The sequence below is a fragment of the Mycobacterium sp. IDUB_24 genome (genome assembly GCF_055419385.1).
Genome location: NZ_JBVAXO010000006.1, coordinates 417,885 through 440,803, shown reverse-complemented (window position 1 = coordinate 440,803; position 22,919 = coordinate 417,885). Strand labels below are relative to the sequence as shown.

Genomic DNA, 22,919 nt, shown 5'->3' with positions numbered 1-22,919 from the left:
GACAGCCTAATGTGTGGGCCCTACCACAGCCGAACCGCGTGCGGTGTACTGATGGGCGTGGACGTCACAATTGTCGGCAGCGGCCCCAACGGCCTGTCTGCCGCGGTCATCTTGGCGCGGGCCGGGCTGGCCGTACGCGTCATCGAAGCCCAGTCGACCCCGGGTGGCGGCGCGCGCACGCTGCCCGACCCGGATTTTCCCGGCGTCAGCCATGACATCTGTTCGGCGGTCCACCCGCTGGCGTTGGCCTCGCCGTTCTTCGCCGCCTACGACCTGACCGCCCGTGGGGTGCAACTGGCCGTCCCCGAAATCTCCTACGCCAGCCCGCTACAGCACCGCCCGGCGGCGATCGGTTACCGCGACATCGCCCGCACGTGCGCCGAGTTGGACTCTGGAGACTCGTGGCGACGGCTGCTCGGTCCGCTGGCGGCTGACTGTGATGACGTGGTCGGTCTCATCCTCGGCGACAAGCGGTCGCTACCCCCGTCGTTGGGCGCGGCCGCGCGCGTCGCACCCCGGCTCCTGGCCCAAGGCACCCCGTTGTGGCGGTCACTCAAGGGGGAGGACGCCCGCGCACTGTTCAGTGGGGTTGCCGCACATACGATTTCAACTATGCCATCGCTGGTCTCAGGCGGCGCCGGGCTGATGCTGGCCACTCTTGGGCATGCGGTCGGATGGCCCATTCCGATCGGTGGATCACAGGCCATCCCCGACGCATTGATCGCCGATCTCACTGCGCACGGCGGCGACCTGGTCCTCGGACACGAGGTCACCGAGCCACCGTCCGGCGTGGTCATCTACGACACCGCACCGACCGCTCTGCTGTCGATCTACGGCAAGGCCCTGCCGCCTCGCTACGCCCGTGCGTTGAGCCGCTACACCTATGGCCCCGGCGTGGCGAAGGTCGATTTCGTGCTGAGTGGCGAGATCCCTTGGCGTGACCAACGTCTGGCCCAGGCCCCGACGCTGCATCTGGGCGGCAGCCGGGCACAGATGGCGTTCGCCGAGTCCGAGATCGCCGCGGGCCGCCACGCGGAGTGGCCCATGGTGCTGGCCGCACTCCCCCATGTCGCCGATCCCTCCCGCATCGATGACGCCGGCCGCCGCCCGTTGTGGACCTACGTCCACGTACCCAACAACTCCACCCTGGACCTGGCCGAGACGGTGACGGAGATCTTCGAGCGGTTCGCCCCGGGTTTCAGGGATCTGGTGGTCGCGGTCCGCAGCGTGCCCGCGTCGCGGATGGACGAGCACAACGCCAATCTGGTGGGCGGCGATATCGGCGTCGGCGGCAACAACATGGCCAGTGCGCTGCTGGGCCCCACGCCCCGGTTCGATCCCTGGACCACGCCGATTGCGAAGGCCTACCTCTGCTCGTCGGCCACCCCGCCCGGCGGTGGCGTGCACGGGATGGCCGGGTTCTATGCAGCCCGCACCGTACTGAAACGCGAGTTCGGCATCACGGATCTACCTAAGCTGGCGCCATGACCAACCCTGCACCCAAGGTCGCCGTCATCTACTACTCGGCGACAGGCCACGGCACCACCATGGCCCAACGTGTCACTGCCGCCGCCGAGTCGGCGGGGGCCGAGGTCCGACTGCGCCCCGTCGCCGAGACCGCTGATCCCGAATCGTTCGCCCACAATCCGGCGTGGACCGCCAATTATGAAGCCACCAAAGATCAACCGACCGCCACCGGCGACGACATCGTGTGGGCGGATGCGGTGATCTTCGGATCCCCCACCCGATTCGGTTCCGTCGCTTCGCAATTGCGCGGCTTTCTGGACTCGCTCGGCGGCCTGTGGTCGCAGGGCAAGCTCGCCGACAAGGTCTATGCCGGGTTCACCTCAACCAACACCGCGCACGGTGGTCAGGAGACCACGCTCCTGACGCTTTACGTCACGCTCATGCACTGGGGCGGGATCATCGTGCCACCCGGGTACACCGACCCGCTCAAGTTCGTCGACGGCAATCCGTACGGCGCGAGCCTGATCGCCAATCACGACAACATCGGCGAATTCGACGACGCCACCAACGACGCTCTGGATCACCTGGCCCGTCGGGTGGTCAGTGTGGCTGCGCGCCTGGGTTCGTAGCGAGGAGGAAACGAGATGACGACTCGATACCTACAGCAAGTGGCCGCCGCCTGCGGTGCGACCGTCGTATCGGCGGTGGTCGTGTCATGCGGCTCGGGGACACCTGTACCGAACATCGAAGAAGACGTAACGATCCCGCAGATGACGATCGGCGAGACGATAACGGGTGAGCCAAAAGGACCGGCCGGTGACACCGCAACCCCGACCACTCCGCCGACGACGCCCGAAATCCCGAAGGCCACCCCGCCGTTCACCACCCCGCCGCAGGTCGCTGTCCCGCACTGACCGCGGACAGACGATTTGGTGCCGCCGCTCCCCTGGGCCGGCACTTAGATTTGAGCGGTGAAAATTGGCATCGCGCGGCTGGTGGGTTCGGTCCCCCACACTGATCCGATCATGAAGTTGTTCGCGGTGGGCGACATGGACCTCTATCACGTGAGCCCCCCGTTGCACGGCTACAACGTCGTCGCCGCTTCCCAGCAGCTGTGGGCCATGCGCGCGCAGTGCATCTATCCCGACGGCCGGATCGAGCCGCCCGAGCCCGACGACCCGGTGTCGACCGAGCTCTACGGCGTGCTCGGTGAAGGCCTGCAGATCGACAGCACCGAGAAGCTTCCGGGCAGCGCCGACGGCAGAAGTGTGGCCCGCACGCTGGCCGCCATGGGCTACACGATCATTTAGAAAAGCCGAAGGCCAGTTATCACACGCATTTTCGTAGCTTGCGTGCAATAACTGGCCAGTCGGTGCGAAAAATCAGGCCGTTTCGGTGATCGGCCGGTCGACCCAGCTCATCAGGTCGCGCAGCTGCTTGCCGGTGACCTCGATCGGGTGCTCGGCGTTCGCCTTGCGAAGCGCCTCGAGCTCCTTGTTGCCGCCCTCGACGTTGGCGACCAGACGCTTGACGAAGGTGCCGTCCTGGATGTCGGTCAGGATGTCCCGCATGCGCTGCTTGGTGTCGGCGTCGATGACGCGCGGACCCGACAGGTAGCCACCGAACTCCGCGGTGTCGGACACCGAGTAGTTCATGCGGGCGATGCCGCCCTCGTACATCAGGTCGACGATGAGCTTGAGCTCGTGCAGCACCTCGAAGTAGGCCATCTCCGGCGCGTAACCGGCCTCGACCATGACCTCGAAGCCGGCCTTGACCAGCTCTTCGGTGCCGCCGCACAGCACGGCCTGCTCACCGAACAGGTCGGTCTCGGTCTCTTCCTTGAAGGTGGTCTTGATGACGCCGGCGCGGGCACCACCGATCGCGGCGGCATAGGACAGCGCCAGGGCCTGACCCTCGCCCTTGGGGTCCTGGTCGACGGCGATCAGGCAGGGCACACCCTTGCCATCGACGAACTGGCGACGCACCAGGTGGCCGGGGCCCTTGGGGGCGACCATGCCGACCGTGACGTTGGCCGGGGCCTTGATCAGACCGAAGTGGATGTTGAGGCCGTGGCCGAAGAACAGCGCGTTGCCGTCCTGCAGGTTGGGCTCGATGTCGTTCTTGAAGATCTCGGCCTGCGCGGTATCGGGCGCGAGCACCATGATGACGTCGGCCCACTTGGCGACCTCGGCCGGGGTGTCGACCTCGAGGCCCTGCTCCTCGACCTTGACGCGGGACTTCGAGCCCTCTTTCAGGCCGACCTTGACCTGCACGCCCGAGTCGCGCAGCGACAGCGAATGCGCGTGCCCCTGGCTGCCGTAGCCGATGACGGCGACCTTGCGACCCTGGATGATCGACAGGTCCGCGTCGGCGTCGTAAAACATCTCAACTGCCATGCGAAATTTTCCTTCTCTTTCTAGCTCTACAGCCGACTAACGCTACTTGACGTGCTTACTTCACTGCGCTGATACCACGGGGTCCCCGCGAGACCGACACCATCCCGGACTGTGCGATCTCACGGATACCGTAGGGCTCGAGGACCCGCAGCAGGGCCTCCAGCTTCTCCGAAGTGCCCGTCGCCTCGACCGTCAGGGACTCGGTCGAAACATCAACGACCTTGGCGCGGAACAGGTTCACCGCTTCGATGACCTGGCCGCGGTTGGATGCATCGGCGCGGACCTTGATCAGCGCGAGCTCGCGGGAGACCGAGTTGTCGTCCTCCTGCTCGACGATCTTGATCACGTTGATCAGCTTGTTGAGCTGCTTGGTGATCTGTTCCAGCGGCGATTCCTCGACACTGACCACGATCGTCATCCGGGACATGTGCTTCTGTTCGGTGGCACCCACAGCCAGGGACTGGATGTTGTAGCCACGGCGGGAGAACAGCGTGGCCACCCGGGCAAGAACGCCGGGTTTGTCCTCGACCAGCACCGAAAGCGTGTGGGTGGGGGTGGTGTTGCTCATCAGGCATGCCCCTCGTTGTCGTTCTCGTCGAACAGCGGCCGGATGTCGCGGGCCGCCATGATCTCGTCGTTGCTGGTACCGGCGGCGACCATCGGCCACACCTGCGCGTCGGCACCGACGACGAAGTCGATGACCACGGGGCGGTCGTTGATGGCCCGCGCCTGGTTGATGACATCTTCGACGTCCTCGGCCCGCTCGCACCGCAGCCCCACACAACCCAGTGCCTCCGCCAGCTTGACGAAGTCCGGGATCCTGCGGCTGTGTGTCGCCAGATCGGTCTGGCTGTAACGCTTTTCGTAGAACAGCGTCTGCCACTGCCGCACCATGCCCAGGTTGCCGTTGTTGATCAATGCCACCTTGATCGGCGCGCCCTCGATGGCACAGGTGGCCAGCTCCTGGTTGGTCATCTGGAAGCAGCCGTCGCCGTCGATGGCCCACACCTCGGCCTCGGGGCGGGCGAACTTGGCGCCCATGGCCGCCGGCACGGCGTAGCCCATGGTGCCCAGTCCACCCGAGTTCAGCCACGTCTTGGGGTTCTCGTACTTGACGAACTGCGCGGCCCACATCTGGTGCTGGCCCACTCCGGCGACATAGATCGCCTCGGGTCCGGCGATCTGACCGAGCTTCTCGATGACGTACTCGGGACTCAGGCTGCCGTCGCTCTGCGGGCCGTAGCTCAGCGGGAAGGTCGTCTTCAGGCCGGACAGGTACTCCCACCAGCTGTCCAATTTCAGTGCGGCACTGGTCGTTCCGTCACGGCGCAGCACCTCGATCAGATCGGTGATGACCGCTTTCACGTCACCCACGATGGGCACGTCGGCGTGCCGGTTCTTGCCGATCTCCGCGGGGTCGATGTCGGCATGGATCACCTTCGCCTCAGGGGCGAACGAGGACAGCTGACCGGTGACCCGGTCGTCGAACCGCGTGCCCAGGGCGATCAGCAGGTCGCTCTTCTGCAACGCACCCACCGCGGCCACGGTGCCGTGCATGCCCGGCATACCCAGGTGTTGGGGGTGGCTGTCCGGGAATGCGCCGCGGGCCATGAGTGTGGTGACGACCGGGATGCCGGTCAGCTCGGCCAGCTCGAGCAGTTCGGCACTGGCCTCTCCACGGATCACCCCACCACCGACATAGAGCACCGGCTTGTGCGCCGCGGCGATCAACTTGGCGGCCTCACGGACCTGACGGCTGTGCGGCTTGGTGTTCGGCTTGTACCCGGGCAGGTCCATCTGCGGGGGCCAGGAGAAGGTGCACTGGCCCTGCAGGATGTCCTTGGGAACATCGACGAGCACCGCGCCCGGGCGCCCCGAGCTGGCGATGTGGAAGGCCTCGGCCATCACCTGGGCGATGTCATCGCCGTTGCGCACCAGGAAGTTGTGCTTGGTGATCGGCATGGTCATGCCGGTGATGTCGGCTTCCTGGAAGGCGTCGGTGCCGATCAGGCTGCGACCCACCTGCCCGGTGATGGCCACCACAGGGATGGAGTCCATCTGGGCGTCGGCCAGCGGAGTGATCAGGTTGGTCGCGCCGGGGCCGGACGTCGCCATCATCACGCCGACCTTGCCGGTGGCATGCGCATAGCCGCTCGCGGCGTGGCCGGCGCCCTGCTCATGCCGGACCAGCACGTGCCGAAGCTTCTGCGAGTCGAACAGCGGGTCGTAGACCGGCAGCACGGCGCCACCGGGGATGCCGAAGACGACGTCGACGCCGAGCTCTTCCAGCGACCGGACGACCGCCTGGGCGCCGGTGATCTGCTCGGGTGCCACTCGCTTGGGCTGTCCCGAATCTGATTTGGCGTTGGCTGCGCCGTTGGCAGGCGCGGTTCCCGACCGGGCTGGCGGTCGCGTTGTCGGTGCGCTCACGATGTCCTCTTCACGGTCTGCGTCACATTCCACTTGGAAATTTCAATTTTTCAATGGTTCCGGCGCGCTTGTCGGGCAAATAAAAAACCCCCGCCAGCCGGTAGCTGTACGAGGGTGGCGCGTCGATGCGGTTGCTATGCCCGGCAGAGGGCCAGCGCGGCATCAACGCGCCAACCAATTACTACGAGCAATCCGGGGGTCTGCATAGCACCTGACGGTAGCTGCCGTACAGGTTAAAGGTCAAATTGGTTCGGCACGGACCGGACGCCCGGTGACGCCGGCGGGGCGGTCCCCTGGGTGGTGCAAGGATGAACACGTGAGCGCACGATCGGCAACCGCCCCTGTCGTCATCCGGATATCGCCCATGGCGCACCTGGCAGTCGGATTCCTGACGCTGGGCCTGCTGACGCTGGTCCTGAGCAATCCGACCTGGTTCTCGGTGCTACTGGTGATCCCCATCGCGCTGTCGACGGCAATCATCCGGTACCGCACGACCGCTGATACCGACACCGTCACCGCGCGGTCGCTGACGCGCAGCCGCACAGTGTCGTGGACCGATATCAAGGGACTGCGTTTCGACCGGTCATCCTGGGCGATTGCCGATGTGAACGACGGGACCGACCTGCGCCTACCTGCGGTGACGTTCGCAACACTGCCGTTGCTCACCGAGGTGAGCGGCGGCCGCGTACCGAATCCGTACGCCTGAGATCAGTGCCCGTTCAGCACCGATTCAGCCGAGTGGGTTGCCGCCGTTGAGCAGTACCCAGATGGCGATGCCGCCGGCCACGCCGAGCACCAGGGCCACGAAGGATCCGACGAAGGGACGTCGGGCCCAGCCGCGGCCGGCGTCGAATCCGTAGCGACCTGGACCGGTCAGGATGATCGCGGCCGCGGCGACGACGACGATCAGCCGGTACTCGGTGCCGTCGGTGATGACTTCGGAGAGCCGGGCCTGTTCGTGGGCAGCCATGGCCGTGGCCAGCACCCCGTTGATCAGGTAGGCCAGCGCACCGGCGGCCGCGATCGGGGTGAACAACCCGAGGACCAGCAGCACGCCGGCGGCGATCTGCCCTCCGGTGGCCGCGTAGGTCAGGATGTCGGCGTTCCTGTAGCCCATCTCGTCCAGCGATGAGTTGAACCCGTCCAGCCCTGGGCCACCCCACCAGCCGAAGGCCTTCTGCAAGCCGTGGATGATCATCAGTCCGCCGAGCGCCACGCGCAGGATCAGCAGGCCGAGGTCCTGGGTGCCGCGCCGGCCGGCTGCCCGGACGCGGTCATCGACGAACTCGTCGCGCTCGATCTCGGCCGGTTCGGCCGAGAAGGGCCCCATCGGGGCGGGTCCGCCGGCTTGTACGTACGGCAGTGGCTCCGGGTCAGCGACCAGGCTGAACGCCGACTGGTCGCCGGTTTTCGAGTCGTAGCGGGGAATCGCGGTGGTCTCGAAGTCGCCGCCATAGTTTTCCGACGGCAGGTCGTCTTCGGGATCGACCAGGCTGGCCCCGGCCGGCCTGGCGGAATCGTCCGAGTAACCCGGTCGTTGCCAGGCTTGTGGGTCCTGTGGGTGGCTGGTCACAGCTGCCAGGGTAAGTGCAAGTCCGGTCCGATCCGAGCATTTACCCCGGCGCTTCCGCCTGGTATCGGGCTGCTACCGGTACGACGCGCGGTCCCGACGTGGCGCGCACTGCCGAGCGATCCGTAATCTGGCGGGCATGAAATCGCGCCGGCGGATGACGGGGGTGGCCGCCGTTCTGTGTGCCGCGATGCTTGTCGGGTCGGGCTGCGCCCGATTCGACGCGGCCCAGTCCGAGCCCTTCACCACTGCACCCAAGATGGAACCGGGGCCGACGACGACACCGCCGCCGCCGCCACCGCTGCCGGCCAAGCCGTTCCCCAAGGAATGCAAGGCAACGGGTGTGATGCAGGGCTGCCTGGACAGCACCAGCGGATTGATCATGCTGCCTGACAGCCAGTCCGCGCTGGTCGCCGAACGGCTCACCGGCGCGGTCAAGCAGGTGTCGGTGAAGGCCGAACCGAAGGTCAAAGTGATGATCCCGGTGGATCCGTCGGGCGACGGCGGACTGATGGACATCGTCTTGTCGCCGACCTACGGCCAGGACCGGCTGATGTACGCCTACGTCAGCACACCCACCGACAACCGGGTGATCCGGATCGCCGACGGCGACGTACCGAAGCCGATCCTGACCGGCATCCCCAAGGGCGCTACCGGCAATACCGGGTCGCTGACGTTCACCAGCAAGACCACCCTGCTGGTGCAGACAGGCGATGCGGGCGACCCGGCACTGGCCGCCGATCCCGGATCTCTGGCCGGCAAGGTGTTGCGCATCGAGCAGCCCACCACGGTCAACCAGGCACCGGTCACCACGGCCCTGAGCGATTTGGGTGCCGGCGGAGGCATGTGCGTCGATTCATCGGACGGCTCGCTCTACGTCACCGACCGCACTCCCAGCGCCGACCGGTTGCAGCGGATCACCAAGGACTCGAAGGTGTCCACGGTGTGGACCTGGCCGGACCGGCCCGGTGTCGCCGGCTGCGCCGCACTGGAGGGCACGGTGTTGGTCAATCTGGTCAATCCCAAGAAGACCGTCGCAGTGCGACTGGCGCCCGATACGGGCGCGGTCACCGGAGACCCGGAGGTGGTCCGCGAGAACGTGCGCGGGCATGCGTGGGCCCTGCAGCTCTCGCCAGACGGCAACGTGTGGGGGGCGACGGTGAACCGGACTGCCGGAGATGCCGAGAACTTCGACGACGTCGTCTTCCCCCTCTTCCCGCAGGGCGGCGGCTTCCCACGGAGCAACGCCGATAACACCTGAGGCACACGACATTTCGGCATACAATGACTCTTTGAGCCTGACCTGAGCGGCCGGCGTCAACCGGTCGGCATGAATACAACGCGCATAATGCGCCCTTAGAAATGGTTCGCCTATCACGTACCATTACCCGGGTGCCTGACCGCCAGCGCCGCAGATATGCACCGCGGCTACCGCGTGAAAAACGGCGCGAGCAACTGCTGGACGCAGCTTTGACCGTGCTCCACGATTGCCCCCTGCACGAGCTGACGATGGAGGCAGTCGCCGAGGCCGGCGGCGTAGGCAAACCCGTCCTCTATACCGCGTTCCGGACCCGCACCGAGTTGGTGGCCGCGTTGCTCGTCCGCGAGCATCAGCTCGGACTGAGCCAGGTCCTGACCACCCTGCCCAAGAATCTGTCGGTAACCGGACCGGCAGATGCCTATACCGCTACCGTCACCGGTTTCCTGCGCTGCGTGTTGGAGAACCCGGCGCGCTGGCGGCTCATTCTCACGGTGCCCGACAGCGCTCCGCGGGACTTTCACGCGGCGGTCCGCAACGCTCGCAACGAGATCCTCACGCAGGTCGAGCAAATGGCAAAAGCGGGCATAGCGGTGGATCCCCGGTTTTCCGAATTGGATCCCGAGCTTCTCGGCCACACCTTGCTGTCGTTCGCCGAGATGTTGGGCCGCCTGGCCGTGCACGACCCGGACAGCTATCCGCGCGAACGGCTCGAGCAATATGCCACTGCGGCGATGACGATGTTCGCCCGCACGGTGAGCTGACGGGCGGGCTTACCCGCTCTGACCGCAGGCGGCCAGCACCAACTCGCGAACCCGGGCCGCGTCGGCCGAGCCCTTGGTCGCCTTCATCACCGCGCCGACGATCGCCCCGGCGGCCTGGATCTTGCCGCCACGGATCTTCTCCACGACATCGGGCTGAGCCTCGAGCGCTTTATCAATGGCAGCCTGGATCACCGCATCGTCGCGCTCGAGCGCCAATCCGCGGTCGGTCATCACCTGCTCGGGTTCGCCCTCGCCTGCCAGCACTCCCTCAATGACCTGGCGGGCCAGCTTGTTGGACAGCTTGCCCTCGTCGACGAGCTTGACCACGGTGGCCACCTGGGTCGGCGTGATCGGAAGGTCGGACACGGACACTTCAGTTTCGTTGGCCTTCTGCACCAGGAAGTTGCCCCACCAGGCGCGGGCAGCCTCACTGGAGGCGCCTTGCTCGACGGTGGCGGCCACCAGTTCCACCGCACCGGAGTTGACCAGATCACGCATCACCTCGTCGGAGATGCCCCAATCCTGCTGAATCCGCTTGCGCGACAACCACGGAAGCTCAGGGATGGTCTGGCGGAGGCGTTCGATGAGCTCTGCGGCGGGGGCGACAGGCTCAAGGTCGGGCTCGGGAAAGTACCGGTAGTCCTCCGCGGTCTCCTTGCTGCGACCGGGCGATGTAAAGCCGTCCTCGTGGAAATGCCGCGTCTCCTGGGTGACCGTGCCGCCGGAATTGAGAACTGCCGCCTGACGGCGCATTTCGTACCGGACCGCCACCTCGACGCTCTTGAGTGAGTTCACATTCTTGGTCTCGGTGCGAGTGCCGAACTCGGCAGCCCCGACCGGCTTGAGGGACAGGTTCGAGTCACACCGCATCGACCCCTGATCCATCCGCACATCCGATACACCCAAGCCGCGCAGTAGGTCTCGCAGTGCCGTGACATAGGCACGGGCGATCTCCGGTGCGCGCGCCCCGGTTCCCTCGATGGTCCTGGTGACAATCTCGACGAGCGGGACGCCGGCACGGTTGAAATCAGCGAGGGAGGTCGTCGCGCCCGCGATGCGGCCGGTGTCGCTGCCCAGGTGGGTCAGCTTGCCGGTGTCCTCCTCCATGTGCGCACGCTCGATCTCGACGCGGAACGTGGTGCCATCGTCGAGCGGCACGTCGAGATAGCCGTTGACGGCGATCGGCTCGTCGTACTGCGAGATCTGGTAGTTCTTCGGCTGGTCGGGGTAGAAGTAGTTCTTCCGGGCGAACCGGCCCCACGGCGCGATGTCGCAGTTGAGCGCCAGGCCGATGCGGATCGCCGACTCGACCGCCGCCTCGTTGAGCACCGGCAGCGAACCGGGCAACCCGAGGCACACCGGGCAGACGAGCGTGTTGGGCTCGGCACCGAACCGGTTGGCGCAGCCGCAGAACATCTTGGTGGCTGTTGACAGCTCGACGTGCACCTCCATGCCCATCACGGGCTCATAGGCGGCGATGACGTCGTCGTAGTCAACGAGTTCAGCGGTAGCGACAGACATGCCGTCGATCCTAGTGGGGCCGTGTTTCAGGCCAGTCCGGGGTGGACGCCGGGGATCAGGCCTGCGGCGGCCGACAGCCGCCGCAGTGTGTGCCGCAGGACTGCGCGTTCCTCGTCGGACAGCGACGCGGTCAGCTCGTCCTCAAGCCCGCGACCCGCCTCGTCGAGCGCCGGGACCAGCTCGCGCGCCCGCTCTGTCAGTGACACCGCGAATGCTCGCCGGTCCTCGGGATGTGGCCGGCGTTCGACGAGCCCCTCGGTTTCCAGGGTGTCGATCAGCGTGACCATGACGTTGCGGTGCAGACCGAGACGCTCGCACAGTTCGCGCTGTGACTGTCCATCGACTCCGGCCAGCGCCAGCAGGACCGCGGTGGCCCGAGGATGCAGGCCCAGCGGTTCCAGCCTGGCCTTGAAGCCCTCGGCCACATACGCGCCAAGTTGGGACAGCAGGAACGGTATGCGCTCGTCGAGAGCGGACACACCGGTCGGTTCCTGGGCCACGATCCGAACACTAGCACTACCAGTGATTGTCATATAGCGTGATTGTCACTATTAGTGACTAATTGGGAGGCAACATGCGACTCGTCATCTTCGGCGCCAACGGGGCAACCGGACGTCTGCTCACCCGCCGAGCCCTCGACGCCGGCCACGGTGTCGTGGCGGTCACCCGCCACCCCGAGGCGTTCCCCATCACCGGGGCGGCACTCACCGTGGCCGAGGCCGACGTGCGTGACGCGGCGGCGGTCACCACCGCAGTCGACGGCGCCGACGCGGTGCTGTCCACCCTGGGCGTCACTTTCACCATGGATCCCGTCGACACGTACTCCGTCGGCGTGGGCAACATCGTCGCGGCGATGCGCGCGACCGCAGTGGAGAAGCTGGCCGTCGTGAGTTCCACCGCGATCGCCGATTACCCCGGCCGCACCGAAACCCCGTTCGCGCTGCGCCTGGTCCAACCGGTGATCAGCCGGATCTTCGGCAAGACCCTCTATGCCGACATGCGCCGCATGGAGGACATCGTGACCGACAGCGGCCTGAATTGGACGATCGTGCGCCCCTCCGGGCTGTTCGACCTGCCGGACGTCACCGAATACGTTGCCGGACAGTGCGATCCGGTGGGTGCGTTCACCTCCCGCACCGACCTCGCCGACTATCTGCTGACGCTGGCCGAATCTCCGGAAACCGGTGCCACCGTGACGGTTTCGACGACCGCGAACACCCCTTCGATGTGGCAGCTGCTACGCCGCGAAGCGCTCAAGAGTGCATGATTTTTCCGGCAACAGGGACTAGCCGAAGAACTCGGCGGCGTCGTCATAGCGGGACTGCGGCACCAGTTTGAGGTGTCGGGTCGCATCGGCCAGGGACACCCGGCCGATGTCCTGTCCCTGCAGCGACACCATCATCCCGAACTCACCGGCATGCGCGGCATCGGCCGCGTTCACGCCGAACCGGGTGGCCAGAACCCGGTCGTACGCCGTCGGGGTACCACCGCGCTGGACGTGTCCCAGCACGGTGACCCGGACGTCCTTCTTGATCCGCTTTTCCACCTCGAGCGCCAATTGCTGTGCCACACCGGTGAATTTCTCGTGCCCGAACTCGTCCATGCCGCCCTGGCGCAGTTGCATGGTGCCCTCTGCGGGCTTCGCTCCCTCGGCCACCACACAGATGAAGTGTGACGATCCGTGCTGGAACCGCTTCTTGACCAGCCGGCACACGTCCTCGACGTCGAAGGGCTGCTCGGGGATCAACGTCATGTGCGCACCCGAGGCCAGGCCGGCGTTCAGCGCGATCCACCCGGCATGCCGGCCCATCACCTCGACCAGCATGACCCGCTGGTGCGACTCGGCGGTGCTGTGCAGCCGGTCGATGGCTTCGGTGGCCACCTGCAGGGCCGTGTCGTGGCCGAAAGTCACGTCCGTGCAATCGATGTCGTTGTCGATGGTCTTGGGCACCCCGACCACCGGCACGTTCTCCTCGGACAACCAGTGCGCGGCAGTCAGTGTGCCCTCACCGCCGATCGGGATCAACACGTCGATCCCGTTGTCTTCGAGGGTCTGCTTGATCTGGTCCAGGCCCGCCCGCAGCTTGTCCGGGTTGACCCGCGCGGTGCCCAGCACGGTTCCGCCCTTGGCCAGCAGCCGATCATTGCGATCATCGTTGGCCAGCTGGATACGGCGATCCTCCAACAGGCCACGCCAGCCGTCGAGAAATCCGACCACCGACGAGCCGTAGCGCTGGTCGCAGGTACGCACCACCGCCCGGATCACCGCGTTCAGGCCAGGACAATCACCGCCGCCGGTGAGAACTCCGATGCGCATGGGCACCATCTTGCCCCGACTGACACGACCGCGCCGGGGATAGAGGGCGTGCCGCCTACAACGCGCTGGGCAACGGGCCGCGGGCAGCCTCGTAGGCCGCGCCGACCCGGTACAGCCGGTCATCGGCCAGGGCCGGCGCCATGATCTGCAGTCCGACGGGCAGGCCGTCGTCGGGCGAGAGACCCGACGGCACGGACATGCCGCAGTGCCCGGCCAGGTTCAGCGGCAGCGTGCACAGGTCGAACAGGTACATGGCCAGCGGATCGTCGACCTTCTCCCCCAACCGGAACGCCGTCGTCGGGGTCGCCGGGGAGATCAGCACGTCGACGTTCTGATAGGCCTGGTCGAGGTCGCGGGCGATCAGGGTCCGCACCTTCTGCGCCTGGTTGTAGTAAGCGTCGTAGTAGCCCGCCGACAACGCATAGGTGCCGATCATGATCCGGCGCTTGACCTCCGGCCCGAATCCGGCGGCTCGGGTCAACGCCATGACCTCCTCGGCGCTGTGCGTGCCGTCATCGCCGACGCGCAGTCCGAACCGCATCGCGTCGAAGCGGGCCAGGTTGCTCGACACCTCCGAGGGCAGGATCAGGTAGTAAGCATCCATCGCATGGTCGAAGTGCGGGCAATCGACCTCGGTGACTTCGGCTCCGAGCGCGGTCAGCTGGGCGACCGCGGCGTTGAACGACTCCAGCACGCCGGGCTGGTATCCGTCGCCGCGCAGCTGCTTGACCACACCGACCCGTACGCCCTTGAGATCGCCCTGCGCACCCGCCCGGGCCGCACCGACGACGTCGGGCACCGGGGCATCCACGGAGGTGGAATCGCGCGGGTCGTGGCCGGCGATCACCTGGTGCAGCAGTGCGGTGTCGAGCACCGTGCGGGCACACGGACCGCCCTGGTCCAGCGAAGACGCGCAGGCGATCAGGCCGTAGCGCGAGACCGTGCCGTATGTCGGTTTGACGCCGACCGTCGCGGTGAGCGCGGCCGGCTGACGGATCGACCCGCCGGTGTCGGTGCCGATGGCCAGCGGAGCCTGATAGGCGGCGAGCGCTGCGGCGCTACCGCCGCCTGATCCGCCGGGCACCCGCTCGGTGTTCCACGGGTTGCGGGTCGGGCCGTAGGCCGAGTTCTCCGTCGACGACCCCATGGCGAATTCGTCCATGTTGGTCTTGCCCAGGATCGGGATGCCCGCGGCGCGCAGCTTGGCGGTGACGGTCGCGTCGTACGGCGCGCGCCAGCCTTCGAGGATCTTGGACCCCGCGGTGGTCGGCATGTCAGTGGCGGTGAAGACGTCCTTGAGCGCCAGCGGCACCCCGGCCAGCGGCGAAGGCAGCGTCTCACCGGCCGCCACGGCGGCATCGATCCGGGCCGCGTCGGCCAGCGCGGAATCTGCCGCCACGTGCAGGAAGGCATTGAAGCGTTCGTCGGTGTCCGCGATCTGGTCCAAATGGGCCTGCGTCACCTCGGTCGAGGAGACTTCCTTGGCCGCGATCTGGGCACCCAGGGTCGCCGCATCGCGACGGATCAGCTCACTCATGCTCGTCATTCACCCTCTCCGAGAATCCGCGGCACGGCGAAGCGCCCGTCTTCGGCGCGCGGCGCGGCGGCCAGCGCTTCCTCCTGCGTCAGGCACGGCTGGACAACGTCAGGCCGGCTGACGTTGACGTCCTTCAGCGGATTGTCCGTCGCTTCCACACCGGTGACGTCGACGGACTGGATCTGGCTGACATGGCCGAGGATGGCATCCAGCTGTCCGGCGAAACTGTCCAGTTCGTCATCGGTCAGCGCCAGACGCGCCAGACGCGCCAGATGGGCAACCTCGTCTCGGGAGATCTTCGACACGACAAAGCAGCCTAGTCAAAGCACAGGAACTACCACACAGCGGCAGCACACCCGCCGCGGCGCAGCGCTACAGCGTGCGCTTGACCGCTACGACTTTGAACGTCGCCGACTTCATTTTTTCGGCAGTCGATTTGTCGCGTACCGACCCGAACGCCGTTCTTTTCTGGATGGCATGCGGCCCGAGGAGAGCTCCTGCGCCTGAGTCGGTGGCGAGCTGGACGCCACTGCTGTCGAATGCCCCCAGCGTGACGAAGAAGCTTCGTACCGTGTCGGTTTTGTTGGTCAGCGTGATGAGCAGTTCGGCGGTTCCCGACGGGCTGATGGTGACCTCGCCGAAATCCACCTGCAGTTCATTCGCCAGGACGTCCTCGACATCCTCATTGAAAAACTCCTCATCGCTGTCTGCCGAGGAACCCGCAGAATCCGGACCTGTTGTCGGGGTCGCGAGTGCCGGCACCACAAGCATCACAACGCTGACGGCGACCGCCAGTGCGGATATCACCGTCCCCACTACAGCCGGTAGCGGGTGTGCCGCGGCAGTGCGGAGCAGAGCCACGATGCCTGTGGCGACGCCGATGCCGGCTACCACGGTGGCCGCCGGAACCAGTGAGAACAGCGCCAGCGCCATGCCGATCAATCCCGCGATGATCGCGGCAGCCGACCACAGATACGGTGTGCTGCCACCGGAATTCGGTCCTGCCGGTGCAGCTTGAATCGGAGTCGGGGTGTACATCGTCTACCTCTCAGACTCTCAGTTACTTGGTGCCCGGATACCAATGACCCGGAAGTTGGCGCCCTTGAGTTTTTCGGCTCGTTCCTTGTTCACCGGCCCGGTGAACATCTCGATGTCCTGCGAGGCGCCCGGAACCATATCCATAACAGTCCGGTCGGCCTGGATCTGGTTGTCGGATTTGCCCTCATAGGCTCCGATCGACAACGAGAATTGTCCGCCGGTTGCCGACTTACTCGTCACCTTCACCTTCAATCGGTTGTTCACGACTCGATCCGCGTAGCCGTCGGAGGCGGGTTGGAAATCAAACTCATAGTTACCAATTTCGACGTCAAGGCCGCTGCCGGCCGCTGATACGACATCGGACCCGCCGTAGACGAACCCCATACCGATCACGATGGCGATGGCGATGGCGGACAAAGCGCCGCCGAGAACCGCTGGAAGCACCGATTCATCGGGTACGCGTTCCCGCCGCAGCCATCCGATGGCGGCGGCAATGATCCCGAAGACACCGGCAACCACACCCACCCAGCCTGCCGGTGGCGGTGCGAAGGCCAGTCCTATTCCGCATGCGCCGACCACCAGGGAGACCAGCGGCCACCTTCGCCGCCAACCGGTCCCACCGCTCCGCGCATGGGGCAGTGAGGCGTACCCGGCCATCGGGACTCCGTAATCCGGGGTCAACTGCGGTGCCCCACCGCCGTACATCGGTGGGGGTGCGGCGTAACCCCACGATGGACCGCCACCGGGATTCGGGGCCCCGGAGGTGGGTGGGAACTGTTGCCCGCCAATGCCGCCCGCTGGCGGCGGATAGTCAGGCGGGGTGCCCCACGGATCTGGTCCGGTCATCGGATCGGCTCCCCACTTTGCATGAACATCTCGTCGCGGCTATTTCGGTTCACGGGAACTCGCCTCGATCGCTCGGAAGGTCGCGTTCTTGATCTGGTCGTAGTCCACGGGACTGTTGGAACCGTCAAAAGCCTTGGCTTTCTTCGTCTGTCCAGCGTTCAGCGTTTCCTCGATCGAAGACGTCGCCAACTGGGTGTTTCCTTCGAAGGCCCCGATCAGCACATAGAATGTCCGTGCTTCCGTCAGGCGATTCTTCACGGTGACCGACAACTCACCGGATTTCTCGGCCGACATCACGAAGTCCCCTACTGTCACCTCGAGCTGGTCGGCGAGCACCTTCTGTGTGTTCGCTCGTCCTGCTCGCGGGGCCGCTGTCTGCGCGGGGGGCGTCTCGACCGCATCGCCCGAACCTGAGTAGACGATGGTCATGACGATGCCCATGACGAGGGCAAGTGCTGAGGTGACAGTGCCGATCGCGGCAAGACTCGGCCCGTCGGTTCCCCGACGCACCAGAGCAACGATTCCGACCGTCAGTCCGGCGATACCGGCCATCGCCGCAACCAACCCGACGTAATAGGGCACAAACGCCAGCAGAAGTGCACCGACACCGACGAACACGGAAATGATCGCCGGCGTCGAGCTGGCACCGTGGGTTCGCTGTGGCGGCGACTCTGTTTGTCTGTGCGGCACGGGTGGATAGGCGCCGAAGCCGCTTCCGAATTCAGGCGGCTGCCCGCCGAATGGTCCCGTCACATCAGACCTCCGAACTCCGGGCCGCGACCACCTTGAACTCTGCCGATTTGAGCTTCTGGGCCACTGCAACGTCTTCCTCGAAGGTGAAATAGTCCACGGTGGTGGTGGCGTTGGCTTCCAACGTCCCCGGACTACCGCCCCGGCCGAAGAATTTGCCACCAATCTGGGTGCGCTCATGGGCGAATGCTGCAATGTCAACTGAGAAGTTGCGAGCGGTGTTCAGCTTGTTGTGGAACGTGACCGGCATTCGGGTGCTCCACACCTTGCTACCGAAGCCGTCGAGCGTGTACTCGAACGCCCCGAACGTGACTTCGAGTTCGTCGCGCAAGATTCTCTTGGTCGCGTCGCTGTCAGCGGCCGCCGTCGACGCGCCGGGTGAGCTCCCGGTGTGCGAATTGACCTGGATCAGAACCGAACTCACCGTGAGTACGACGGCAACACCGGCTGCCACCGCACCGGAAATCGCCAGTGCCGGAACCTCTTCTCGATCACGACGTGCCTGGCGAATGCCGACGATCCCAGCGGCAAGACCTGTCAAGCCGATGACGGCCCCGATCAGGCCGAGCCAGAACGGTGCGCCGCTGTAGAACGGGATCAATACGAGTGCAACACCGATGATTCCGATCACCACGGACAGGATCGGCCACAGCGCACCGCCCGAGTTGGCTCGCGGCGGCAACGGCTGACCGACCGGCGGCGGTGCCGCCGACCCGGCATCGGGATATCCGCCCTGATATCCCGGGCCAGGACCACCCGCCCCGAACGGATCACCGAACGGCGACCCGAGCCCGCCGCCGGGCGGTTCCTGCCCGAAACTCGTCATCACGCGTCCCTTCGCATCTTCGTCATCAGGAGCAACTGGCCTTGGTCACTTCAAATCTCCCGTTTCGCAACCGATCTGCCTCGCTGCGCGGGATGCTGCCCGGGTACGAGAATCCGAAGACGTTCTGGCGCGCCGTTGCGCCGGGGTTGAGAGTCACCTGCACTCCGAGTCCGGGATAGACCTCGGCTCCTGCGCTGTCGAGGGCTCGGACGGTGAAGATGCAGAAGCGGGTGATGTCCCGTTTGCTGACCATCGTCATCTCTGCCACCGGATGCTGCGCATCGAGGGCGCCGCCGTCGTCACTGTATGGACCGAAACTGACCATGACCTCGTCCCTGAGGATCGATTCGGTGTCATGGTTGTTCTCGGGGATCGCCGTCGAGGGTCCCAACTTCTTCGATGTCACGGTCGCGGGGGCTGACGGAGCCGGCTCGGGTGCCGGCGCCCGGTAGACGACGAAGAACATCACCGCGGCCAGGGCCATCGCCAGTACCGACACCACGATTCCGGTGATCGCGCTACCCGCGCCGCGCCCCTCGCGCTGTCCTGCCTGCAGCCCCAAGACGCCCGCCACGATGCCGAAGATCCCGACCGGTATTGCTACGAATCCGATACCGGCAGGAAAGAGCGCGACGGCCAAGGCACAGATCCCGACGACCGACGCGATCAAGGGCCATCGGGACCCCGCCGTTGGTGGTGGCGGCGCGGTACCCGGCGGTGTACCGAAAGGCTGCAAAGGGCTTCCGAATGTGCCGTTGTCAGAGGGCCAACCGCTTCCCCACTGCGTCATCGCGCGACGAGCCCCCCGATCACGGTAAAAGTACCTGTGAACACCCCTGCGCGAGCATCGTAACCGGCTCTGGCCTGGGGAGCTGACACCAATTTCCCCCTCGGCTCGGCCCGCGTAGCGACGTCGCCCAGCGGTGCACCGGCAGTCCTCCTGTGCAACAGTGATGCGCGTGCCTTCGTATCTGCTGCGGGTCCAGCTCGAGGACCGACCAGGCAGCCTCGGCTCGCTCGCCGTAGCCCTCGGCTCGGTCGGAGCCGACATCCTGTCCCTCGACGTCGTCGAGCGCGGAGCCGGCTACGCCATCGATGATCTGGTCGTCGAGCTGCCGCTGGGCTCGATGCCCGACACCTTGATCACCGCCGCCGAGAGTCTTTCCGGCGTCTATGTCGACAGCATCCGCCCGCATACCGGGCTGCTCGAGGCGCACCGCGAACTCGAGTTGATCGACCACGTGGCGGCGGCGCGGTCGAGGGCCGGCCGGCTGAAGGTGCTGGCCGAAGAGGCGCCCCGGGTGCTGCGCGTCAGCTGGTGCACCGTGGTCCGGTCCACCGGTAGCGGCGTGGAACGTGTCGCGGCAAGCCATGGCGCACCCGAGACCCAGGCCCAATCGGCGCCGTGGTTGCCGTTGCCGACAGCCACCGCACTCGACGGCACCCAGGACTGGGTGCCGCAGGTGTGGCGCGACATGGACACCACGCTGGCCGCCGCGCCGTTGGGCGACCACGACACCGCGATCTTGCTGGGCCGCCCAGGGGGCCCAGGGTTCCGCCCGTCAGAGGTGGCGCGACTCGGCTACCTGGCCGGGATCGTCGCCACGATTCTGCGCTGAGGCGCGGCTACTCCTCGTCCGCCGTCACTTGCGGGCCGTCGGCGAGCAGAGCGCGAAAGCCGTCCTCGTCGAGAATGGGGACACCGAGCTCCACCGCCTTGTCGTACTTGGAGCCAGGCGCATCGCCGGCGACCACGTAGGCGGTCTTCTTCGACACCGAGCTGGCGGCTTTGCCGCCGCGGCTGATGATGGCCTCCTTGGCCTGGTCGCGGGAAAACCCGGGCAGGGATCCGGTCACCACGATGGACAGACCTTCCAGCGTGCGCTCGATGCTCGCGTCGCGTTCGTCGGCCATCCGGACTCCGGCGGCGCGCCATTTGTCCACGATCAGGCGGTGCCAGTCGACGGTGAACCAGTCGATGACCGCGGCAGCGATCGTCGGGCCCACTCCTTCCACGGCGGCCAGCTGTTCCTCTGAGGCCGCGACAATGGCGTCCAGGCTGGCGAACTCGGTGGCCAGCGCCCGAGCGGCCGTGGGGCCCACGTGGCGGATCGACAACGCCACCAGGACCCGCCACAGCGGCTGAGCCTTGGCCTTGTCCAGATTGGCCAGCAGCCGTTTGCCGTTGGCGGACAGTTCGCCGGCCTTGGTGGTGAAAAGGTCGGTGCGCAACAGCTGGTCGGCGGTCAGGGTGAACAGATCACCTTCGTCGGCGATCACTCCGGCCTGCAGCAGCGCGGTGGCGGCCTCGTAGCCCAGACCCTCGATGTCGAACGCGCCGCGGCCGGCGACGTGAAACACCCTCTCCCGCAACTGCGCCGGGCAACTGCGGGTGTTCGGGCACCGGATGTCGGCGTCCCCCTCCTTGGCGGGGGCCAGCAAGGTGCCGCACTCGGGGCAGTGGGTCGGCATGACGAACGCATGCTCGGATCCGTCCCGCAGATCGACCACCGGACCGAGCACCTCGGGGATGACGTCACCGGCTTTGCGGATCACCACGGTGTCGCCGATCAGCACCCCCTTGCGCTGCACTTCGGTCGCGTTGTGCAGGGTGGCCAGACCGACGGTCGAGCCCGCCACCTTGACCGGCTCCATGTACGCGAACGGGGTGACCCGTCCGGTCCGCCCGACACTCACCCGGATGTCGAGCAGCTTCGTAGTGGCCTCTTCCGGCGGGTACTTGTATGCCACCGCCCAGCGCGGGGCGCGCGACGTCGCCCCGAGCCGACGCTGCAGCGCCACCTCGTCCACCTTGACCACGAGGCCGTCGATCTCGTGCTCGACGTCATGGCGGTGCTCACCCCAGTAGGCGATGCGCTCGGCGACCGCGGCCACGCCGGAAACCTTTGCCGTGTGCGCGGATACCGGCAGACCCCATTCACCCAGCGCCCGGTAGGCGTCATGCAGCGATTTGAACGGGAAACCCCCAGCGCTTTCTATATGGCCGAGGCCGTGGCAGATCATCCGCAATCGGCGGCGCGCGGTGACCGCTGGATTCTTCTGGCGCAGTGAGCCGGCCGCGCTGTTGCGGGGATTGGCGAACGGTGGCTTGCCCTCGGCGACGAGCCCGGCGTTGAGTTCCTCGAAGTCGGCAACACGGAAGAACACCTCGCCGCGCACTTCCAGCACGTCGGGCACCGGAAACTCGTCGGAGGCCGTCAACTGCTCCGGGATGTCGAAGATGGTGCGGGCGTTCAGCGTCACGTCTTCACCGCTACGTCCGTCCCCACGCGTCGCCGCCCGAACCAGCCGCCCGTTGCGGTAGACGAGCGCCAGGGCGACACCGTCGATCTTGAGCTCGCACAGATAGTGCGCGGCATCGCCCGTCTCCACGCTGATCCGGGTCGCCCAGGCCGACAGCTCCTCGGCATCGAAAACGTTGTCCAGCGACAACATCCGTTCGAGATGCTCGGCAGGGGAAAATTCGGTGGCGAACCCGGCGCCCCCGACGAGCTGTGTCGGGGAATCCGGGGTCCGCAGCTCGGGATACTCCTCCTCGAGCGCCTGCAGCTGCCGCAGCAGCACGTCGAAATCGGCATCGGAGATGATCGGCGCGTCTTTGACGTAGTACCGGAACTGATGGCCCCGCACTTCTTCGGCGAGTTCCTGCCAACGTCGCCGCACGTCGGAATCGGGCTGTTCGGGCAGCACGGCCTCAGCATCTCCGGTTGGCTTCTCGCTCACCCTGGCAGGCTATCGGAGCGGGATGACACCCCCACTAATCTGGGAGGATGCCGCATCCCATCATGTTCAGCGACGACGACCTGGGCCTGGCCGAATTGCGCACCGTTGCGCTGGGATTTCCCGAGGCCTTCGAGAAGATCTCGTGGGGCCGACCGGTCTTCTGCGCGCCGAAGATGTTCGCGATGTACGGCGGCAACGTCAAACCCGAGAGCCGCGGCGAGATGGTGCCCTATCCGCATTCGCTGTTGATCAAGGTCGACGAGAGCGACCGCCGGGCACTCGAACAGGACAGCCGCTTCTTCTTCCCTGCCTACATGGGCCCTTTCGGCTGGCTCGGTCTGGACTTCACCGCCGCGAAAGTAGATTGGGGCGAGGTTCGCGAACTCGTCGACGCCTCGTTCCGCCTGGTCGCCGCACGCCGCCTCATCAAACAACTCGACGAGAACTGATCGGAA

Annotated in this window: 25 protein-coding genes; 10 read left to right on the top strand and 15 right to left on the bottom strand. The window is 66.2% G+C overall.

What is annotated here, in order from left to right:
- The first annotated feature begins 57 nt into the window (after window positions 1–57).
- From ACZYZF_RS22450 to ACZYZF_RS22435, 4 genes are read left to right on the top strand one after another with little or no spacing between them, the layout of a single operon-like run.
- Complete coding sequence (locus tag ACZYZF_RS22450; RefSeq protein ID WP_463836855.1) at window positions 58–1,488, top strand: phytoene desaturase family protein; 1,431 nt, start codon at window positions 58–60, stop codon at window positions 1,486–1,488.
- Entirely contained in the window at window positions 1,485–2,096 is a 612-nt protein-coding gene (gene wrbA / locus ACZYZF_RS22445; RefSeq protein WP_463744234.1) for an NAD(P)H:quinone oxidoreductase, read from the top strand. The genes ACZYZF_RS22450 and wrbA overlap by 4 nt, the downstream gene beginning before the upstream one ends.
- Before the next feature lie 15 nt (window positions 2,097–2,111).
- A complete protein-coding gene (locus tag ACZYZF_RS22440) occupies window positions 2,112–2,381 on the top strand; it encodes a hypothetical protein (RefSeq protein WP_463744235.1) in 270 nt (89 codons plus the stop codon).
- A gap of 57 nt (window positions 2,382–2,438) precedes the next feature.
- Complete coding sequence (locus ACZYZF_RS22435; protein ID WP_463836854.1) at window positions 2,439–2,777, top strand: hypothetical protein; 339 nt, start codon at window positions 2,439–2,441, stop codon at window positions 2,775–2,777.
- A gap of 72 nt (window positions 2,778–2,849) precedes the next feature.
- Here the strand turns inward: ACZYZF_RS22435 and ilvC are convergent, their stop codons facing one another.
- The 3 genes from ilvC to ACZYZF_RS22420 all read right to left on the bottom strand — a co-directional run bounded on the left by ilvC (window position 2,850) and on the right by ACZYZF_RS22420 (window position 6,293).
- Window positions 2,850–3,851 carry a ketol-acid reductoisomerase gene (gene ilvC / locus ACZYZF_RS22430; RefSeq protein WP_463745246.1) on the bottom strand — a complete coding sequence of 334 codons (1,002 nt, stop codon included), beginning with the start codon at window positions 3,849–3,851 and terminating at the stop codon, window positions 2,850–2,852.
- A 67-nt stretch (window positions 3,852–3,918) separates the two neighbouring features.
- Window positions 3,919–4,431: an acetolactate synthase small subunit gene (ilvN, locus tag ACZYZF_RS22425; protein ID WP_463744237.1), complete on the bottom strand. Its 513-nt coding sequence runs from the start codon at window positions 4,429–4,431 to the stop codon at window positions 3,919–3,921.
- On the bottom strand, window positions 4,431–6,293 hold the full coding sequence (locus ACZYZF_RS22420) for an acetolactate synthase large subunit (protein ID WP_463744238.1): 1,863 nt from the start codon (window positions 6,291–6,293) through the stop codon (window positions 4,431–4,433). The genes ilvN and ACZYZF_RS22420 overlap by 1 nt, the downstream gene beginning before the upstream one ends.
- Before the next feature lie 364 nt (window positions 6,294–6,657).
- Here ACZYZF_RS22420 and ACZYZF_RS22415 point away from each other — a divergent pair, with 364 nt between their 5' ends.
- A complete protein-coding gene (locus ACZYZF_RS22415) occupies window positions 6,658–6,999 on the top strand; it encodes a PH domain-containing protein (protein ID WP_463745247.1) in 342 nt (113 codons plus the stop codon).
- A 24-nt stretch (window positions 7,000–7,023) separates the two neighbouring features.
- Here the strand turns inward: ACZYZF_RS22415 and ACZYZF_RS22410 are convergent, their stop codons facing one another.
- Window positions 7,024–7,866 (bottom strand): DoxX family protein, encoded by an 843-nt coding sequence (locus tag ACZYZF_RS22410; protein WP_463836853.1) that lies wholly within the window; start codon window positions 7,864–7,866, stop codon window positions 7,024–7,026.
- Window positions 7,867–8,002: 136 nt separating this feature from the next.
- On the opposite strand from ACZYZF_RS22410, the gene ACZYZF_RS22405 reads away from it, so the two are divergent.
- Both ACZYZF_RS22405 and ACZYZF_RS22400 read left to right on the top strand, forming a co-directional pair.
- Entirely contained in the window at window positions 8,003–9,124 is a 1,122-nt protein-coding gene (locus ACZYZF_RS22405; RefSeq protein WP_463744240.1) for a PQQ-dependent sugar dehydrogenase, read from the top strand.
- 101 nt (window positions 9,125–9,225) lie between these two features.
- Window positions 9,226–9,885, top strand: coding sequence for a TetR/AcrR family transcriptional regulator (locus ACZYZF_RS22400; RefSeq protein ID WP_463744241.1), 660 nt, complete (start codon window positions 9,226–9,228; stop codon window positions 9,883–9,885).
- 9 nt (window positions 9,886–9,894) lie between these two features.
- Here the strand turns inward: ACZYZF_RS22400 and gatB are convergent, their stop codons facing one another.
- Both gatB and ACZYZF_RS22390 read right to left on the bottom strand, forming a co-directional pair.
- Entirely contained in the window at window positions 9,895–11,406 is a 1,512-nt protein-coding gene (gene gatB / locus ACZYZF_RS22395) for an Asp-tRNA(Asn)/Glu-tRNA(Gln) amidotransferase subunit GatB (RefSeq protein ID WP_463836852.1), read from the bottom strand.
- 26 nt (window positions 11,407–11,432) lie between these two features.
- The gene (locus ACZYZF_RS22390; RefSeq protein WP_463744243.1) at window positions 11,433–11,906 is read right to left on the bottom strand and encodes a MarR family winged helix-turn-helix transcriptional regulator; all 474 of its coding nucleotides are present in this window, start codon (window positions 11,904–11,906) and stop codon (window positions 11,433–11,435) included.
- Window positions 11,907–11,980: 74 nt separating this feature from the next.
- On the opposite strand from ACZYZF_RS22390, the gene ACZYZF_RS22385 reads away from it, so the two are divergent.
- A complete protein-coding gene (locus ACZYZF_RS22385; protein WP_463744244.1) occupies window positions 11,981–12,673 on the top strand; it encodes an NAD(P)-dependent oxidoreductase in 693 nt (230 codons plus the stop codon).
- Between the two features lie 18 nt (window positions 12,674–12,691).
- Here the strand turns inward: ACZYZF_RS22385 and ACZYZF_RS22380 are convergent, their stop codons facing one another.
- From ACZYZF_RS22380 to ACZYZF_RS22345, 8 genes are all read right to left on the bottom strand, one after another.
- On the bottom strand, window positions 12,692–13,723 hold the full coding sequence (locus tag ACZYZF_RS22380; protein ID WP_463744245.1) for an ATP-dependent 6-phosphofructokinase: 1,032 nt from the start codon (window positions 13,721–13,723) through the stop codon (window positions 12,692–12,694).
- Window positions 13,724–13,778: 55 nt separating this feature from the next.
- The gene (gene gatA / locus ACZYZF_RS22375) at window positions 13,779–15,260 is read right to left on the bottom strand and encodes an Asp-tRNA(Asn)/Glu-tRNA(Gln) amidotransferase subunit GatA (RefSeq protein WP_463744246.1); all 1,482 of its coding nucleotides are present in this window, start codon (window positions 15,258–15,260) and stop codon (window positions 13,779–13,781) included.
- Window positions 15,261–15,265: 5 nt separating this feature from the next.
- Window positions 15,266–15,565: an Asp-tRNA(Asn)/Glu-tRNA(Gln) amidotransferase subunit GatC gene (gene gatC / locus ACZYZF_RS22370; RefSeq protein ID WP_463744247.1), complete on the bottom strand. Its 300-nt coding sequence runs from the start codon at window positions 15,563–15,565 to the stop codon at window positions 15,266–15,268.
- A gap of 67 nt (window positions 15,566–15,632) precedes the next feature.
- Window positions 15,633–16,298, bottom strand: a complete 666-nt coding sequence (locus ACZYZF_RS22365; RefSeq protein ID WP_463836851.1) for a hypothetical protein — start codon at window positions 16,296–16,298, stop codon at window positions 15,633–15,635.
- Window positions 16,299–16,316: 18 nt separating this feature from the next.
- Complete coding sequence (locus ACZYZF_RS22360) at window positions 16,317–16,817, bottom strand: hypothetical protein (protein ID WP_463836850.1); 501 nt, start codon at window positions 16,815–16,817, stop codon at window positions 16,317–16,319.
- Window positions 16,818–17,183: 366 nt separating this feature from the next.
- Window positions 17,184–17,762 carry a hypothetical protein gene (locus tag ACZYZF_RS22355; protein WP_463836849.1) on the bottom strand — a complete coding sequence of 193 codons (579 nt, stop codon included), beginning with the start codon at window positions 17,760–17,762 and terminating at the stop codon, window positions 17,184–17,186.
- 136 nt (window positions 17,763–17,898) lie between these two features.
- Entirely contained in the window at window positions 17,899–18,720 is an 822-nt protein-coding gene (locus ACZYZF_RS22350) for a hypothetical protein (RefSeq protein ID WP_463836848.1), read from the bottom strand.
- Between the two features lie 25 nt (window positions 18,721–18,745).
- Window positions 18,746–19,360: a DUF4190 domain-containing protein gene (locus ACZYZF_RS22345; protein ID WP_463836847.1), complete on the bottom strand. Its 615-nt coding sequence runs from the start codon at window positions 19,358–19,360 to the stop codon at window positions 18,746–18,748.
- 319 nt (window positions 19,361–19,679) lie between these two features.
- On the opposite strand from ACZYZF_RS22345, the gene ACZYZF_RS22340 reads away from it, so the two are divergent.
- Window positions 19,680–20,339, top strand: a complete 660-nt coding sequence (locus ACZYZF_RS22340; protein ID WP_463744253.1) for an ACT domain-containing protein — start codon at window positions 19,680–19,682, stop codon at window positions 20,337–20,339.
- Window positions 20,340–20,346: 7 nt separating this feature from the next.
- Here the strand turns inward: ACZYZF_RS22340 and ligA are convergent, their stop codons facing one another.
- The gene (gene ligA, locus ACZYZF_RS22335) at window positions 20,347–22,431 is read right to left on the bottom strand and encodes an NAD-dependent DNA ligase LigA (protein WP_463836881.1); all 2,085 of its coding nucleotides are present in this window, start codon (window positions 22,429–22,431) and stop codon (window positions 20,347–20,349) included.
- An 80-nt stretch (window positions 22,432–22,511) separates the two neighbouring features.
- Here ligA and ACZYZF_RS22330 point away from each other — a divergent pair, with 80 nt between their 5' ends.
- On the top strand, window positions 22,512–22,913 hold the full coding sequence (locus ACZYZF_RS22330) for an MmcQ/YjbR family DNA-binding protein (protein WP_463744254.1): 402 nt from the start codon (window positions 22,512–22,514) through the stop codon (window positions 22,911–22,913).
- Window positions 22,914–22,919: the final 6 nt, after the last annotated feature.